Annotated in this window: 15 protein-coding genes; 9 read left to right on the forward strand and 6 right to left on the reverse strand. The window is 37.6% G+C overall.

Going from position 1 to position 15,159, the window contains the following annotated elements:
* Positions 1-8: 8 nt before the first annotated feature.
* From G9H65_RS01655 to G9H65_RS01665, 3 genes are read right to left on the reverse strand one after another with little or no spacing between them, the layout of a single operon-like run.
* On the reverse strand, positions 9-1,394 hold the full coding sequence (locus tag G9H65_RS01655; RefSeq protein WP_166373615.1) for a TolC family protein: 1,386 nt from the start codon (positions 1,392-1,394) through the stop codon (positions 9-11).
* Positions 1,384-2,697, reverse strand: coding sequence for an HlyD family secretion protein (locus tag G9H65_RS01660; RefSeq protein ID WP_166373616.1), 1,314 nt, complete (start codon positions 2,695-2,697; stop codon positions 1,384-1,386). The genes G9H65_RS01655 and G9H65_RS01660 overlap by 11 nt, the downstream gene beginning before the upstream one ends.
* Before the next feature lies 1 nt (position 2,698).
* On the reverse strand, positions 2,699-4,327 hold the full coding sequence (locus tag G9H65_RS01665) for a peptidase domain-containing ABC transporter (RefSeq protein ID WP_235927437.1): 1,629 nt from the start codon (positions 4,325-4,327) through the stop codon (positions 2,699-2,701).
* Positions 4,328-4,455: 128 nt separating this feature from the next.
* On the opposite strand from G9H65_RS01665, the gene G9H65_RS01670 reads away from it, so the two are divergent.
* On the forward strand, positions 4,456-5,136 hold the full coding sequence (locus tag G9H65_RS01670; RefSeq protein ID WP_166373617.1) for a TetR/AcrR family transcriptional regulator: 681 nt from the start codon (positions 4,456-4,458) through the stop codon (positions 5,134-5,136).
* Positions 5,137-5,146: 10 nt separating this feature from the next.
* Here G9H65_RS01670 and G9H65_RS01675 read toward each other — a convergent pair whose 3' ends face one another.
* A complete protein-coding gene (locus tag G9H65_RS01675) occupies positions 5,147-6,364 on the reverse strand; it encodes a multidrug effflux MFS transporter (protein ID WP_166373618.1) in 1,218 nt (405 codons plus the stop codon).
* A 188-nt stretch (positions 6,365-6,552) separates the two neighbouring features.
* On the opposite strand from G9H65_RS01675, the gene G9H65_RS01680 reads away from it, so the two are divergent.
* The 5 genes from G9H65_RS01680 to G9H65_RS01700 all read left to right on the forward strand — a co-directional run bounded on the left by G9H65_RS01680 (position 6,553) and on the right by G9H65_RS01700 (position 10,617).
* Complete coding sequence (locus G9H65_RS01680; RefSeq protein WP_166373619.1) at positions 6,553-7,428, forward strand: DMT family transporter; 876 nt, start codon at positions 6,553-6,555, stop codon at positions 7,426-7,428.
* Positions 7,429-7,466: 38 nt separating this feature from the next.
* The gene (locus G9H65_RS01685) at positions 7,467-8,051 is read left to right on the forward strand and encodes a TMEM175 family protein (protein WP_166373620.1); all 585 of its coding nucleotides are present in this window, start codon (positions 7,467-7,469) and stop codon (positions 8,049-8,051) included.
* Positions 8,052-8,163: 112 nt separating this feature from the next.
* Positions 8,164-9,090 (forward strand): MBL fold metallo-hydrolase, encoded by a 927-nt coding sequence (locus G9H65_RS01690; protein WP_235927438.1) that lies wholly within the window; start codon positions 8,164-8,166, stop codon positions 9,088-9,090.
* Positions 9,091-9,103: 13 nt separating this feature from the next.
* Positions 9,104-9,640 carry a DUF2911 domain-containing protein gene (locus tag G9H65_RS01695; protein WP_166373621.1) on the forward strand — a complete coding sequence of 179 codons (537 nt, stop codon included), beginning with the start codon at positions 9,104-9,106 and terminating at the stop codon, positions 9,638-9,640.
* 116 nt (positions 9,641-9,756) lie between these two features.
* Positions 9,757-10,617 (forward strand): ChaN family lipoprotein, encoded by an 861-nt coding sequence (locus G9H65_RS01700; protein ID WP_166373622.1) that lies wholly within the window; start codon positions 9,757-9,759, stop codon positions 10,615-10,617.
* 10 nt (positions 10,618-10,627) lie between these two features.
* Here G9H65_RS01700 and G9H65_RS01705 read toward each other — a convergent pair whose 3' ends face one another.
* Entirely contained in the window at positions 10,628-11,413 is a 786-nt protein-coding gene (locus G9H65_RS01705; RefSeq protein WP_166373623.1) for a PhzF family phenazine biosynthesis protein, read from the reverse strand.
* Between the two features lie 123 nt (positions 11,414-11,536).
* Positions 11,537-13,147 (reverse strand): carboxylesterase/lipase family protein, encoded by a 1,611-nt coding sequence (locus G9H65_RS01710; RefSeq protein WP_166373624.1) that lies wholly within the window; start codon positions 13,145-13,147, stop codon positions 11,537-11,539.
* Positions 13,148-13,341: 194 nt separating this feature from the next.
* Here G9H65_RS01710 and G9H65_RS01715 point away from each other — a divergent pair, with 194 nt between their 5' ends.
* From G9H65_RS01715 to G9H65_RS01725, 3 genes are all read left to right on the forward strand, one after another.
* Positions 13,342-14,061: an NUDIX hydrolase gene (locus G9H65_RS01715; protein ID WP_166373625.1), complete on the forward strand. Its 720-nt coding sequence runs from the start codon at positions 13,342-13,344 to the stop codon at positions 14,059-14,061.
* A gap of 78 nt (positions 14,062-14,139) precedes the next feature.
* Positions 14,140-14,700, forward strand: a complete 561-nt coding sequence (locus tag G9H65_RS01720; RefSeq protein WP_166373626.1) for a pyridoxamine 5'-phosphate oxidase family protein — start codon at positions 14,140-14,142, stop codon at positions 14,698-14,700.
* 2 nt (positions 14,701-14,702) lie between these two features.
* Complete coding sequence (locus tag G9H65_RS01725; RefSeq protein WP_166373627.1) at positions 14,703-15,158, forward strand: hypothetical protein; 456 nt, start codon at positions 14,703-14,705, stop codon at positions 15,156-15,158.
* The last annotated feature ends 1 nt before the right edge of the window (position 15,159 follow it).

The raw sequence follows: 15,159 nt of genomic DNA on the forward strand, positions 1-15,159 counted from the left end.
GCCTTTTTTTATATCAATAAACCTGCACTGGCTTGTAAAGCATAGACCGTTTTGAATAAATAGGCTTTCAAGTCCAGCAATTTTTCGGCAGCTTCTAAGGCTTTTATTTCCCGACTATTGATCAAGAACAAAGATGATTCACCTTGAGCAAACTTAGATTCTTCAGCTTTGGTTAAGGAAACATAAGAGATCACCGCCTTTTCCTGTGTTTGAATCTGTTTTTTGAGGTTCTGAAATTGATTGAAATAGCTATTGATTTTAATTTGAATCTGTTGTTTTTTCTGAGAAAGAAGGATTGTTTCCTCTTCAATTTTAAGTTTAGCATTTTGGTATTCTCCTCTTCCAGAAGAAAGTCGCAAAGGCAACTCAAACTTAATCCCAAAGCGATAATTATTGGCCAATAATGCACCCGAATAGCCACTAGATTTCTCTTTCATTAAGTGATTGTATTCAAGATCAATTTTGGGCAGTAAGCTTTGAAATTTTAACTTTTTTTCCACCGTTAGTCCAGCAATTTTAAATTGATAAGCTTGTAGTTCGGGATGGAATGCATCGACTTTCTCTAGGATCGAATTCAGGCTTAAATCAAAGTTGGAAAATAAGCTATAGTCGGCCCATACTTCTGCGGGAATAACTTCTTTGGGCAGGTTGGACGGTACATTGTTTTCTTGCCACAAAAATGCGGATAATTGCAATGTCGCATTTTCATAATCCAAGGTTTTTGCCAAATTTTGGTTTTCCATGTACATGAATTGTGTACTAGCTTCCAAGGTATCTACGGCTGGTCTGTCACCTAACTCAACACTTCTTTTTACAAAATCCACACGCCGTTTAGCAGCCTCTAAATTTTGCCCCGTGATTTTCAGCACCTGAAAGCATTTTAACCAATGCCAATAAGCTTCCATAGCATCTAAAAACAATTGATTTAATACCACCCTTTGTTCTGCAAAAGCCATTTGATTCATCAATTTGGCTTGTTGCAATGCGGCTCTTCGTTTGTCCATCAACAAGTTTTTAGCCAAAGGAACTTGTATGCCGATATAGCTGGTTTGACCTGTCGTTTGACTAGGATCGAGTCGGTTTCCTTGTAAGTTTTCAATTCCGGAATTGACTTCTATTCCATACCAAGTTGGGATGCTTAATTCGGGAGCATTGTATTGGTAATAGTTGGTACCATCTAAGGTTTTACTGGTGATATAATGCCGTAAAATGGGGTCAAATGCTCCTCTTGCTTGCAGGATTTGAGCATCGGATTTTTTAATTCCAATCTGAGCTTGACGAGCCATAGGATGGAATGTTTCCACAATTTTCAGATATGCCTCGGGATGCAAGCTTTTATTTTGCGCCCAAGTCACATTCGATAGTAATAAAAGCCAGAGGATTTTATTTTTCATATGACTTATTTTTTTCATTTTTAACTTGGTAAAAATCCGGAGGAAATCCGTTGATATTTCTCCATAATTCATACCAAAGTGGGACGTCTTTGAGTAAGATGATTCCTTTCACACCCGCACCAATTTTGATTTGTTTTGGCCATTTCTTAAATCGAGCATCCTCTTGAACAATAACCCGAAATAGGCCATTGGCGTTGATGGCATTTTCCACAACCAGTATCTTTCCTGCAAATGTTCCAAAACTTTGTTCTGGCCATCCTCCAGAGAAAATGATAGCAGGGAACCCGTCAAAAATGAATCGAATGGATTGACCAGGCGAGATAAGAGGCAAATCCATAGGTCTAACAAATACTTCCACGGCATAATTTTCATTTTGAGGGACGATGCTCAATAGCTCTTCTCCGTCTTTGATGATTTCACCAATACCTGTTTTTTTCGATTGCACTACTTGTCCGCTTTGAGGAGCTAAAATATAATACATGCCATTACGAATCGAATAGTTGGTGACTTGATTGGCGAGTTTGGCCACTTCCCCTTTATTGGCTTCGATTTGCCCCATACTTTGCAAACGCTCACTGTCAGCTTTATTGATTTTCTCATCGTATTCTTGATCCACACTTTTTAATTCGATTTGAGTGTTATTTAAATCTTGAATGGTCTGATTTACTTTATTTTCAGACATGATTCTCTTGGCCACAGCATTCTGAGCTGTTTGATTTCTTTGTTGAAATTGGGTTTGTGAAATCAAGCCTTCCTTGTACATCTGTTGATATCTTTCCAATTGATCTTTTGCCAAGTTTTGCTCGTTGGTACTTGCTGCCAATTCGGCTTTCTCCGACGTGATTTTTTGTTGGAGTTGAATCAATTTGTTGGCTAATTGACTTTTCTTAAGGCTTTTAGACTGTTTTAAATTAGCGATTTGAGCCTCCGTAGCTTGTACCTTCTGGGTGTAATATTCCAGTGAATTTTTTTTGGCGTTTAATTGATCTTGGGTACGGCCAATTAAGTTAGGGTCTAAGTAATCTTCTTTAATCTCACTTATTTTTACCAAGGTGTCACCCTGTTGTACCAAGTCGCCTTCTTTCACCCACCAATTGGTTATTTTTCCAGCAATGGGGCTATAAATTTTTTGAGGTTTTTGTTCTTGATATAAACTGGTAATGTTTCCTTTGGTTTGAATATTCTGAGTCCAAGGAAGAAAGATTATACCCACGGTAAGAAGCAAAAGGCCCATCATCCAAATGCGGATTTGTGAACTTTTCCCTTGTTGATAAATTAATTTAAATGACTTGAAATTCTCCATGTTACAGGTTGATTTGTTGGTTGGAAGCACTTACATATTCCGGGTCATTCGAAACAATGATGGTAGTGGCTTGATTATCTGGGTTTACTAAATAGGATTTCAAGCGTTGGGCACTAGGTTGGTCTAATCCATTCCATGGCTCTTCCAAAAGCAGTAATTTTTTTTCACCACTAATGGCACGTAGTAATAATATTTTTTTGATAATAGTTTGGGGTGTTTTTTTACCAATAGGCTCTATGATATGGTCAAAACCCTTAGGAAAATGAGATATGAAATTCTCAAATCCTAATTTTTTGGCAGTCTCCATGATAATTTCAGGACTTATATCTGCTTGTCCTAAACTGATGTTTTCCCAAACGGTTCCTCCAAAAATTTCTTGGCCATGCAACAGTATTCCTGTATGCTTTCTCAGGCTAGCTAAACTATAATTTTGGACTGGAATGTGGTTAATCAATATAGATCCTTGGAAGCTTTGATAGTTGCCAGTTAGTAGACGTAACAACATGGATTTACCAGCTCCTTCTGTACCTAGTACGGAAACTTTTTGTCCTGGTGTAATATGTAAAGAAAGATTTTCTAAAATATTTTTTCCTGGTTCAAATTGGAAAGTCAGTTGTTTTAATTCTATTTCTAATCCTTGTTTAGAAGTAAGTTCTAGTTGGCCTGATGATTCCATCGGACTTTCTGTGACACTCGCTATTTTCTCTAATCCTGTGATGACGTCATAGGCGCTATCTAAACTAGTGATAAGTTTTTCTACTGCACCAATCACCATCAATATGACAATTTCAGCTGCGATGAATTCACCCAAGTTTAATTGTTGGTTAATCAGCAAATAGGAGCCCAAGGAAAGAGTAATGAGGGTCAAGACCACTTTAAAGGTGACCAATGTTCTATATTGAAATAATAAAACATGGAAGTGTTTTGTTCTGGCTAATAAATATTGGCTCACGTTCGCATCTGTTTTTTTGAAGTTTAACGCGAATCCTTGACTGAATTTAAACGATTTTAATGTTCGTCCAATCTCACTAAAGAAGCTAGCTACGTTATACTTATGATTGGATTCCTCAATACTTGTTTGAATCCCCACTTGGCTTGTGACATACAGAATGAATACCAGCATAATTAATAGCACAAGACTAAATACAATGAAGAAGGGGTGGTATAATGACAATAAAATAGTACCAAAAAGAATCTGTACACTGGCCATGGGAATATCTAACAACAACTTGGCAAAACCCTTTTGGATATTGACAATATCAAAGAAGCGGGATACTTTTTCAGGAATGAAATATTGGTCATTTTTCATTAAATCCATTTTAGGAATCTTATCCGCAAAGTCATAAGAATACTGAGTGAATATGCGCTGCTGAATGGCCTCAATAATTTTCATTTGGTTGATTTGAAGTAGGCCAACCAATAACACACCTAATACTATGAAAAAGATCAAAACGTAAATAGAAGTGACCATCGTGGCACCCATCACTAAACCAATGATGGATTGGACGCCGAGCGGCAAGCTCAAGTTGACTAAACCACTGACAATAGAAAATAAATAAATGGAAGTAACCTCTTTTTTGTGGTCAACAACCAACTTGCTTATTCGATCAATCGGGTTCTTTTTTATCATAGTTGTATATTTCTGCAACAAATTTAAAAATACTTTTTTAAATAATAGTAATACTATTACAAATAAAATGAAAAATTGTTTTGAGATAGTTTTTCTATCATGTATGTTTGTGTTCTATTTCTAGGATTATGGACTATTCTTTAAGTTTCAAGGTAAATGACAAAATCTATTTGCGAGATCCTGACAGTACTGAGTTGGGCAAGCAAATCGTGAAACATTCCATTGATTTAATTTTTCAATTGGGATTTGAGCACTTTACCTTTAAAAAACTTGCATTGGAAATCAATACGACCGAGGCCACGGTTTACCGTTATTTTGAGAACAAACACCGACTTCTTTTGTATATTTTAAATTGGTATTGGTCTTATATGGAATACCTGGTGGTATTTCAGTTAGAGCCCGTGCTAAATCCTAAATCAAAATTAGAAAAATTGGTTGAACTCTTAACCAGAGAACTTCCTGAGAGTGCTGGGCAGACAGATTATAATAAGAACTATTTACACCAAATCGTTATTGCAGAGAGTAGTAAAGTTTACTTAGTCAAAGAAGTAAAAGAAATAAATCAGCATGAAGTTTTTAAACCTTATAAAGATTTGTGTGAGCGCATTTCTCGATTAATTCAAGCCTACGATGCGCAGTATTTATATCCTCATTCTTTGAGTAGTACGCTTATTGAAACGTCTCATTCCCAATTATTTTTCAGTATGTATTTGCCTAAATTGACAGATTGTGGCCCTGACAATAAGCAAGTTTTTGTAGAAAAATACATTAAAGATCTACTTTTTACCTTACTTAAGGGAAAACACTAATTTCGCTAATTTACACGTCTGTATTTATCCTAGCCTCTGAAATAAAGTATTTTTTACCAACGACAAAGAGGATAATATTGGCCGTCAATGCACAAAAAACCATGATAATAGCCATGGTAAAGGGAGTTCCATCAAATAACAATCCTAATATGGTTGCGCAGATTGAGCCCCAGGCCATTTGCATAGCACCCATCATAGCAGAAGCGGCACCTGCCCCTTCATGGAAGGGCTGTAAAGCCAAGCTTATGATGTTAGGAAAGACTAATCCTTGACATGCCAATATTAAAAATAGTAAGAGGATATTGATTTGAATATTGATCAATCCAAATTTAGAAAGTAGCGCCAAAACAATTCCTAGTACTAACTGCACGGGTAAAACGAAGGATAAAACTTGTTGACTACTGAATCTTTTTAAAACCCAATGATTAAACTGGCTTGCTCCAATAATTCCTGAAGCTACCATAGCAAATATCCATCCAAATTGCTTTTCATCGGCATGGTAAAAATTCAAAAATGTAAGTGGAGCCCCAGAAACAAACGTAAAGATACATCCCGACCCGATAGCCCCAGAAATAGCAAAAGTCAAAAATTGCTTTTCCGGTATTAAGGCCAAATAAGATGTAAGTATGCTGCCCATTTTAAACTTACCCTTCGGGTGTTTGTTGATTTTTTCTGGCAACCAACTTCTAATTAAGAAAATAATCACCAAGGTGATGATTCCTAATAGTACGAAAATGACATTCCAATTGGTGATGGTTAAGAGTAAACTCCCTAATGATGGAGCTAAAATGGGCGAAACCCCCAAAATAAGCATCATCAAAGAAAGTATTTTAGGTCTTTCGGACTCTTTAAACGTTTCACGTATGACGGCATTCGGTGCTACCATACCGATACTACCACCTATGGCCTGAAAGAAACGCCAAACAATCAGTTGCTCTACTGTGGTAGAAAAAGCAGATCCAAAAGAGCTAATCACATAAACACTTAATCCAACGTATAGGACATTTTTTCTTCCAAAGTGATCTAATAATGGGCCATTCACTAATTGACCTAAGCAAATACCAAAGAAGAAACTTGACAAGGTATACCCCATTTGTTCTTGAGAGCAATGCAAAGCCTCAGCCATGTTTTTGAAAGCAGGCAAATACATATCAATCGACAAGGGACCTATCGCTGATAATATTCCGAGAATTAGAATGATTTTAGTTCGGTTGGATTGTTTGGACATGTGGAATAGGTATTTCAATTTTAGGAACGGGTTGCAAAATTAATCCCAAAATATGGTTTTCAATAGTTTATTTTAAAAGAAGATTCATTTCCTTTGCTTAATACGCCTTAACTTGGAATACTTTCTATCTTAACGAGTACAGATTTTTTAAAGGGAGACCTCCCCATCATAGAACAGAAATTGAATTCATGAAAAATATCGCTTTTGGCCTATTATTTGCCATGCTATGGTCGTCAGCAGCCGTAGCCACCAAATTGGGAATTCTGTCGGTACATCCATTGATCTTAGCCAATGTGCGTTTGATTTTTGCTGGAATTTTCATTTTGCTGATATCCTATATTTTCCAATCCCATCGTCGAATTCAAATCACCAGAAAAGAATTGGCTCAATTAGCCTTTTTTGGGCTTTTAAATTCAACCATCTATTTAGGTTCATTTGTTTTAGCCCTTACGTTTCTAAGTCCAGGTATAGGAAGTTTAGCAACCGCGACCAATCCCTTATTTATTACCTTATTATCGGCCCTTTTGTTACAAAGAAAACCCCAAGGAAATGAAATCGGTAGTTTATTGCTGGGCTTAAGTGGGATACTTATAGCATCCTATTCGCAGCTTAAGTTAGATCCCAACGTGTGGAAGGGCTTATTGATTTTAATAGGAGGGATAATTACGGTTTCTGCAGCCACGGTATATTATGTTCGGACAGAATGGCAATTAAATTCATTTGTGATTAATGGCTGGCAAGTCCTGATAGGGGGGCTTTTCTTGCTACCATTTACCGCTTCTTATTCCGATGTTTCAATCGCCAGTTTTGATCTTCGCTTCTTCTTTTCTGTAGCTTGGTTAATTTTTCCCGTTTCTATGGGAGCATTGTGGTTATGGTTTTATTTAATTGATCAAGATCCTGTATCTGCCTCTTTATGGATGTTTCTTTGTCCTGTTTTTGGGTACATTTATGCCTATTTATTTAGTGGGGAATCCATTGACATTTTTACACTTATCGGAACCCTCATTGTTATCGTCGGATTGTATGTAGGCAAAAAACAGCCCCGTGTTTCATCAAACTAGTTCGATTTTTTTATACCTTATCAAAAAATAGCATTCCTGTGACTACCAATCGATTAGAAGCATTTAGTGATGGCGTGTTGGCTATCATCATTACCATCATGGTCTTGGAGTTAAAAGTGCCGCATGGGTCTGATTTTGAGACCCTAACGCCATTATTACCCAAATTTTTATCGTATCTATTTAGCTTTATTTATGTAGGCATTTACTGGAATAATCACCATCACTTGTTTCAAGCTATAGAAAAAGTAAACGGCAAAGTTTTATTAGCCAATTTAGGTTTACTTTTTTGGCTATCTCTATTACCTTTTGTTACGGGCTGGATGGGAGAAAATCAATTTGCCGCAAATACAGTAGCCTTATATGGCTTTGTCCTTTTAATGTGCGCATTATCCTTTTTGTTTTTAGAAAAGTCGGCCATTAAACACGAAGGAGAGGAGTCTAACATTGGACAGGCTTTAGCCAATCGGTGGAAAGAACGAATCTCTACTACGGGCTATTTTTCAGGAATCATTCTAGCCTTTTTTTATCCCATTATTAGCCTCTTGATCTTTTATTCCATTGTCTTATTATGGATTTTGCCTGACCAGAGAATTGAAAAAAGATTGAATCAAAAACATCCCTAAAACGAAAGGAAAATATGAAATTCATGTTTTCGTAAGAGGACTTCAGGGCTTGGTCTCAATTTAGGTATGCTTTTGATTTCCTATTTTACATTTGAAATTAAACTTCTTAAAAATGATAAATCGTCGACAGTTTGTACAAGGCTCTGCTAGCACCTTGTTGTTTTCTATGTTATTGGGTTCAAAACAATCGCTATTAGCCCAAGGGTCTTTTTATCAAGGACCAGCCTTTACTTGGAAAGAATTACGTGGGGGCATTTCACTGTTTAGTGAAAGAGGAGGCACCATAGCTGTGTTGAAGACCAAAGATGGTTATGTGGTGGTGGATACACAGTTTCCAGACCAATCTCAGCATATGATCGATGAATTGAAAAAACAGTCTGATCAGAAAATTCAACTCTTAATGAATACGCATCACCATGGGGATCATACGAGTGGCAATATAGCATTTAAAGGGGTAGTCAATCGCGTGGTGGCCCACGAGAACTCATTGAAAAACCAGATAGCTGCTGCTACCAAAGCAAAAACAGAGGAAAAGCAATATTATCCAACAGAAACGTTTAAAGATACTTGGACGGCAAAAATTGGAAAAGAAAGAATCAAAGCCCATTATTTTGGTCCTGCCCATACCGATGGAGATGTTGCCATTCATTTTGAAAATGCCAATGTGGTTCATTTGGGGGATTTATTTGGGAATAAGCGTTATCCTATCATTGATCGAAGTGCGGGAGCAAGTGTAGCAAATTGGATTCATGTGAATGATAAGATTCAAAAGCAGTTCGACAAGGACACGATTTTCACTTATGGACATGCCTTTAATCCAACAGAGATTACCTGTAAAAAAGAAGACTTATTAGTCTTGACAGACTATTTGGAGAAATTAGTCATACATGTTTCGGCTGAAATAAAAAGCGGTAAAAGCAAAGAAGAAGTAATGAAGCTAACTGCTGTGAATGGAGTTCAAGGAATGAACGGTGATTTCCTTAAGAATAATTTTCAAATGACCTACGAAGAATTAACAGAAAAGAATACTAAACAATAAACAAACTCATTTTATGAAAATCAACACATTTTTTAAGCCAATATTGGCAGTATTAGTGCTTTTAATGGTTTCAATCAGCTCATTTGGGCAAGATGCTCCACGTCCTCCACAAAGCCCCAAAGTTACTGTTACTGGTACATTTGGTAAGGCCAATGTATCTGTAGTTTATAGTAGCCCATCCGTAAAAGGGAGAAAAATTTGGGGAGAATTAGTGCCTTATGGAAAAGTATGGAGAGCAGGAGCTAACTCTGCAACCATCATTGAAACAGATGCGGATGTGAATATTGCTGGAAACACCTTGGCTAAAGGGAAATACAGTATCTATATGTTACCATCAGAAGGAGACTGGCAAGTAATTTTCAATACCGAAGTAGGCCAATGGGGCATTAAACGTGGTGGAGAAACAACCCGTAATCCAGAAAAGGATGCTTTTACCATCACGGTGAAAACAGCTAAGTCTGATTTCAAGGAAGCCTTGGAATACAAAGTTGTTCCAACTGGAATTACTTTCGGATGGGAAAATGTAAGCTTATTAATACCGATTAAATAAATAACTACTCTTGTTCTACGTAAAAGCGGTCAGCAATGACCGCTTTTTGTTTGTTGAATTTCTAAATTAGTTGAGATTTTATCCTAATTTGTGTTACATCAACAGCTCCAAACATCATGAATCAGGTACTTCGCATTTGCTTATTATTTTTTCTATTAATTCCTGCCCAGATTTTGGCCATTGATAAACCCGCTTACCGATTATTCAACGCAAAAGGTAAGGAAGTTTCCTACGAAAAAATGATTAAGCAATTATGTCAACAAGATGTAGTTTTGATTGGAGAATTACACAATAATCCCATTAGCCATTGGCTAGAATTAGAGATTATTCAATCGTGTTTTTCACAGCGGAAACTAGTTTTGGGCGCCGAGATGTTTGAACAAGATAATCAAGGGGCTTTGTCGGCATTTATAAGTGAAAAAATTTCAGCTAAAGGACTAGATTCTTCGGCACGACTTTGGAAAAATTATAAAACGGATTATGCGCCTTTGGTGAATTTTGCCAAGGAGAATCAAGTGCAATTCATTGCAACCAATGTTCCAAGAAAATACGCTAGCATGGTTTCTAAAGGAGGATTTGAGGCATTGAATCCATTATCAGCGGAAGAAAAATCTTGGATGGCTCCGCTGCCAATTGCCTATGATGCCAATTTGCCCGGCTATCAAAAAATGATCACGATGATGCCCGGACATGCTACACCTAATATGCCCAAAGCTCAAGCACTGAAGGATGCCACGATGGCTCATTTTATCTTGAAAAATTGGGTGGAAAATCAGCTATTTATTCATGTCAATGGATCCTATCATTCGGAAAACTATGAGGGGATTTCTTGGTACTTAAAATTGGCTAAACCCACTATTAAAATTGCCACCATAGCCACAGTTAGCCAGAAAGAAATTAAGCTATTGACACAAGAAAACAAGAAGATTGCAGATTACATCATTTGTGTGGAAGAAGATATGACTACCACCTATTAAAGTAGTTCTTTTACACGTAAATTTCACCCACCATATACAAAACGCATTCCCCACTAATATTCACGCGATCACCCAATAATTCACAAGCTAAATTTCCTCCTCGAGCGGAAAGTTGTTTGGCTGTCAATTGGCTTTTATTCAATTTATTTGACCAATATGGAATCAATGTAGTATGGGCAGAACCTGTTACCGGATCTTCATCTATACCAGATTGAGGACCAAAAAATCGAGATACAAAATCAACCTCGTCCCCTGGAGCTGTGATGATGATTCCTCTAGCTTTTAGTTTGGCAATTTCAAAAAAATCAGGTTTCATGTCCACTACTTGGCGCTCATTTTCATAGACAAAGAGATAATCAGTTTTACCTTTTAACACTTCTTTGGCCGGGATAGATAGGCCTTTGAACATTCCCCAATCAAAATCAATGTCATGAATTTGATCTACTGGAAAATTTAAAGTCAACATATTGCCTTCTTTAGCCACCCGCAAATGCCCGCTACGGTGCGAATAAAATAGAATTTCAGGAGCCACTTCTCCCAATTGATGATACAAAACAAATGCTGCAGCTAAAGTGGCATGCCCACATAAATCCACCTCTACCGTAGGGGTGAACCACCGAATATCATATTGGTCCCCATTTTTTATAAAAAAAGCTGTCTCGGCTAAATTATTTTCTGCTGCAATTTTTTGCATTTTATCATCCTCTAACCATGCTTCTAGGGGACAGATGGCCGCAGGGTTTCCTGAAAACAATTGATTGGTAAAAGCATCTATTTGGAATAAGGTCAATTTCATGGAGATTTTATTTATTCCTCAAAATTATACATCTATGAGGGATTTAAATACCCATTCATCCCAATTTAACAGAAACAAAAAAGCCCCGAATATTCGGGGCTCTCCTGTTGGATTATAAACGAATTAATTCGCTTTAACTAGGTCGAATAATTCCTTATCCATTTGTGGTTTAACGACACAAGAATTATCGAAGTGCATGGTTGAGGTATTTGATGTATTATAGGTAGGCCACGTAGGTAGTCCTTTGTGATTTGGATTTCCTAAACGGGCAAAATTGATCCAAGCCTGACTCATTTTGTCGGCCAAAACATAAGCCTCTTTAGTACCCCCCGTCATTTCTTCACAGCGAGCAATGTTATTGAAACAGAATGGAAGTTCAACGCAGTGAATGGCCTTGTATTTTCCGTCAAAGACAGGCGACTGCCAAGTGAATAAATACATATACACAGGAGCACCACCTGCAACCGAAGATTTAATATTCGCTTGGTCAACGGCACCGGGTCTGAATCGTGTGTCTACATCCATTAAATCCGTTGGCTTGGTATCCGCAGGATATGCTTTTTTAACAGCAGCTTTATAAGCCTCGGCCTTAGCCCCAAAAGTCTTTTGTATATAGGCTTCCACATCAGCCATGGATGCATCGTGACTTATCCCAGAAAATAGTGTTGGCATGAATTCGTTTTTCACGGTTCCGATCATCAACGGCACATTTTTAGATAATTCCATAGCATCCGCCGACATCGGTTGGAATGGCAATAAATTGGCATCAATGCTTGGTCCCCAACTTAAACCAAAACCACCCACCGGTTTTCCTGCGGCTCTTAATTTTGCCGCCACAACTTGTAATGCTTTTTGACCAGCAGCTGCTAGGCTAGGGAAAGGTACTTTTTGTAAACTATCGACCTTAGATTCATCTAAATGCAAGGCATTTAATACTTCCTTGGTAATGGACTGAGTTACGGATTTATCCGGCATATTCGTGGCAAAGGCGCCACTTTGATTAATCGCCTTGTGGAATAATCCTTTGGCTGATGGCATAGCCATCAAGGTATTCACTTTGGCTCCTCCTCCTGATTGACCAAAAATGGTTACATTACTTGGATCTCCTCCGAATTGACTGATATTTGCTTTCACCCAGTCTAGGGCTACTTTCATATCCAAAATGGAGTTATTAGCGGATGTTTTGTATTTCTCTCCATAGGCCGACAAATCCAAATAGCCCAATATGTTCAATCGGTGATTGATGGATACAACCACGACATCTCCTTTTTTAGCTAAATTCTCGCCATCATATGAAGGCAATTCTTGAGAAGAACCGGAGGTAAAACCACCTCCGTGAATCCAAAATAAAACGGGTCTTTTCTTCCCATCATTGATCCCAGGCGTCCAAACATTCACACGCATGCAGTCCTCATTTGGGTAACCCCATGAGTGATTGTACACAAATTCAGATTCGTCGGCCACTTGAGTGGTTGGAGTTAATAAATGTGCTACTGGACCATAGCTAGTAGAACTACGTACTCCGTTCCATGGCTTGGGCTTGTGTGCAGTCTCAAATCTACCTGCCTCCGCATAAGGAATACCTTTGTAGGTATAGATACCCCCATGTACATATCCGCGCACTTTACCGGCATCTGTTGATACCACGGCTACATTCTGCCCAGTGGTGACTTGAGCTTGTAGTGAAACTCCTCCCAGAAGGAATAGCCCTAATGCTAAACTAGTTTTTTTCATTTTTATAGATTTAAATGATAGAGAATTTCGTTTTTTTTCCAATGCTACAAGGTTGACGCCTTTGTATCATTTTGATAATTTAATCAAATGTAATAAAATAATTTGATTTTCTATTTTTTAGAAAATGACTTTAATAAAAACACTTTCTTCTAGAAATTTGTCTATAAATTAGGGTACTATTAAATCGACCTTCATTGAAATTTAGCAAACATATTGCCCAGCTGACTCTGGATTGTGTCATTTTTGGCTTTCATCATAAAAAACTCAAGCTTATTTTAAGCAAATTAAAATTAGCAAAGAAAATTTATGCCTTACCTGGAGGCTTTATCTTACAAGAAGAAGACATCGAAGATGCTGCCAAAAGAATCTTATTTGAAAGGACAGGTATACAAGATCTGTATTTAGAAGAATTTGGAACTTTCGGTCGAGCTAATCGAATCTCCGATGAAGACTTTCAATTGTTCTCAGGCATCGCTGGAGATCTTTATCCCGACGTGGAACCCCCTATCAATGAGAACAATCAAAAAATGCGCATTGTTAGTATAGGATACTATGCCTTGGTTGACTTTGAAAAAGTCATCCCTCAAAAAATTGATTTGGATGAAAGTTGTGATTGGTATGATATCAAAGAGCTTCCCAACATGATTTTTGACCATCAAGAAATGGTTCACAAAGGCCTTCAGGTACTCCGAGAAAATTTAGATAAAAAGCTACTTTTCAATAATCTTTTACCAGAAACATTTACCATGAAAAATGTTCAGGAATTATATGAAACAGTTTACGATAAACCTTTTCCAGCGAATAATTTCCAAAAGAAAATGCTGGATTTGCAGATATTGGAGCGATTAGACAAAAAATACACGGGAGCTAAAAGCAAAGCGCCTTATTTGTATCGACTAAAACCAAGGACTTAAAACCACTAGTATCTTTGATCAACGGTTCCTTGGAACAAGAAATTTAATTTTATATTTGTTCCAATCAAATAGCAAATCATGGGCAAATTTTATGACACCATTTCAGAAGCTCATCGAGAGTTCATTGAAAGACAACATCTTTTTTTTGTGGGAACAGCGCCGCTTCAAGGGGACGGTCGTGTGAATGTTTCTCCCAAGGGATTAGAAGCTTTTCGGGTCATAGACGAGCATACTGTTGCTTACATGGATATCATAAGTTCAGGAAATGAAACGTCTGCTCATACCTTAGAAAATGGCAGAATAACCTTCATGTTTTGCTCTTTTGACAAAACGCCAAACATCTTACGTTTATACGGAAAAGGCTTTGTTGTTTTGCCCAATTCTCCACTTTGGGAGGAATATGCTCCACATTTTACCATATATCCGAGTACTCGGCAAATTATAGTCGGCAAAATAGATTTAGTTCAAACCTCTTGTGGGTATGGTGTGCCTATGTACGAATATCAAGGAGAACGCGATATTCACTTTACTTGGGCCAATCAAATGGGTTCTGAGAAATTGGAACAGTATATGGTGGAGAAAAATATGACGAGTTTGGATGGCTTACCGACAGATTTAAGTATTCAAAAAAATTCATGATAATGAATCCGCTATGGAAGAAACTGGCATGGAAAGAGCAAAAGGAAATTCTCATCCTTCATGCACCAGCTAGTTTTCAGGAAACAATAAGCCATTTACCTGATGGCACTCTCCTTGTAACATCCATCGAACAGGAATATCAAATTAATTATGCTTTGGTATTTGTTACTCAAAAAATACAAATCCAAGAATTTGCGGAAGCTTGTCGAGATAAAATAGTAGGAGATGCCATTCTTTGGATGTGCTATCCCAAAGGAAGTTCTAAGAAATACACCTGTGATTTTAATCGAGATCAAGGCTGGGAACCCATGGGAGAAATAGGCTTTGAACCCGTAAGCCAAATCGCCATCGACGAAGACTGGAGTGCCTTGCGTTTTAGAAATGTACATTTCATCAAAAGCTTGAAAAGGAATCCCGAGCATATCATGTCGAAAGAAGGAAAGGCAAGGATGCAGTAAT

This window comes from Aquirufa ecclesiirivi (assembly GCF_011250515.1).
GTDB lineage: Bacteria > Bacteroidota > Bacteroidia > Cytophagales > Spirosomataceae > Aquirufa > Aquirufa ecclesiirivi.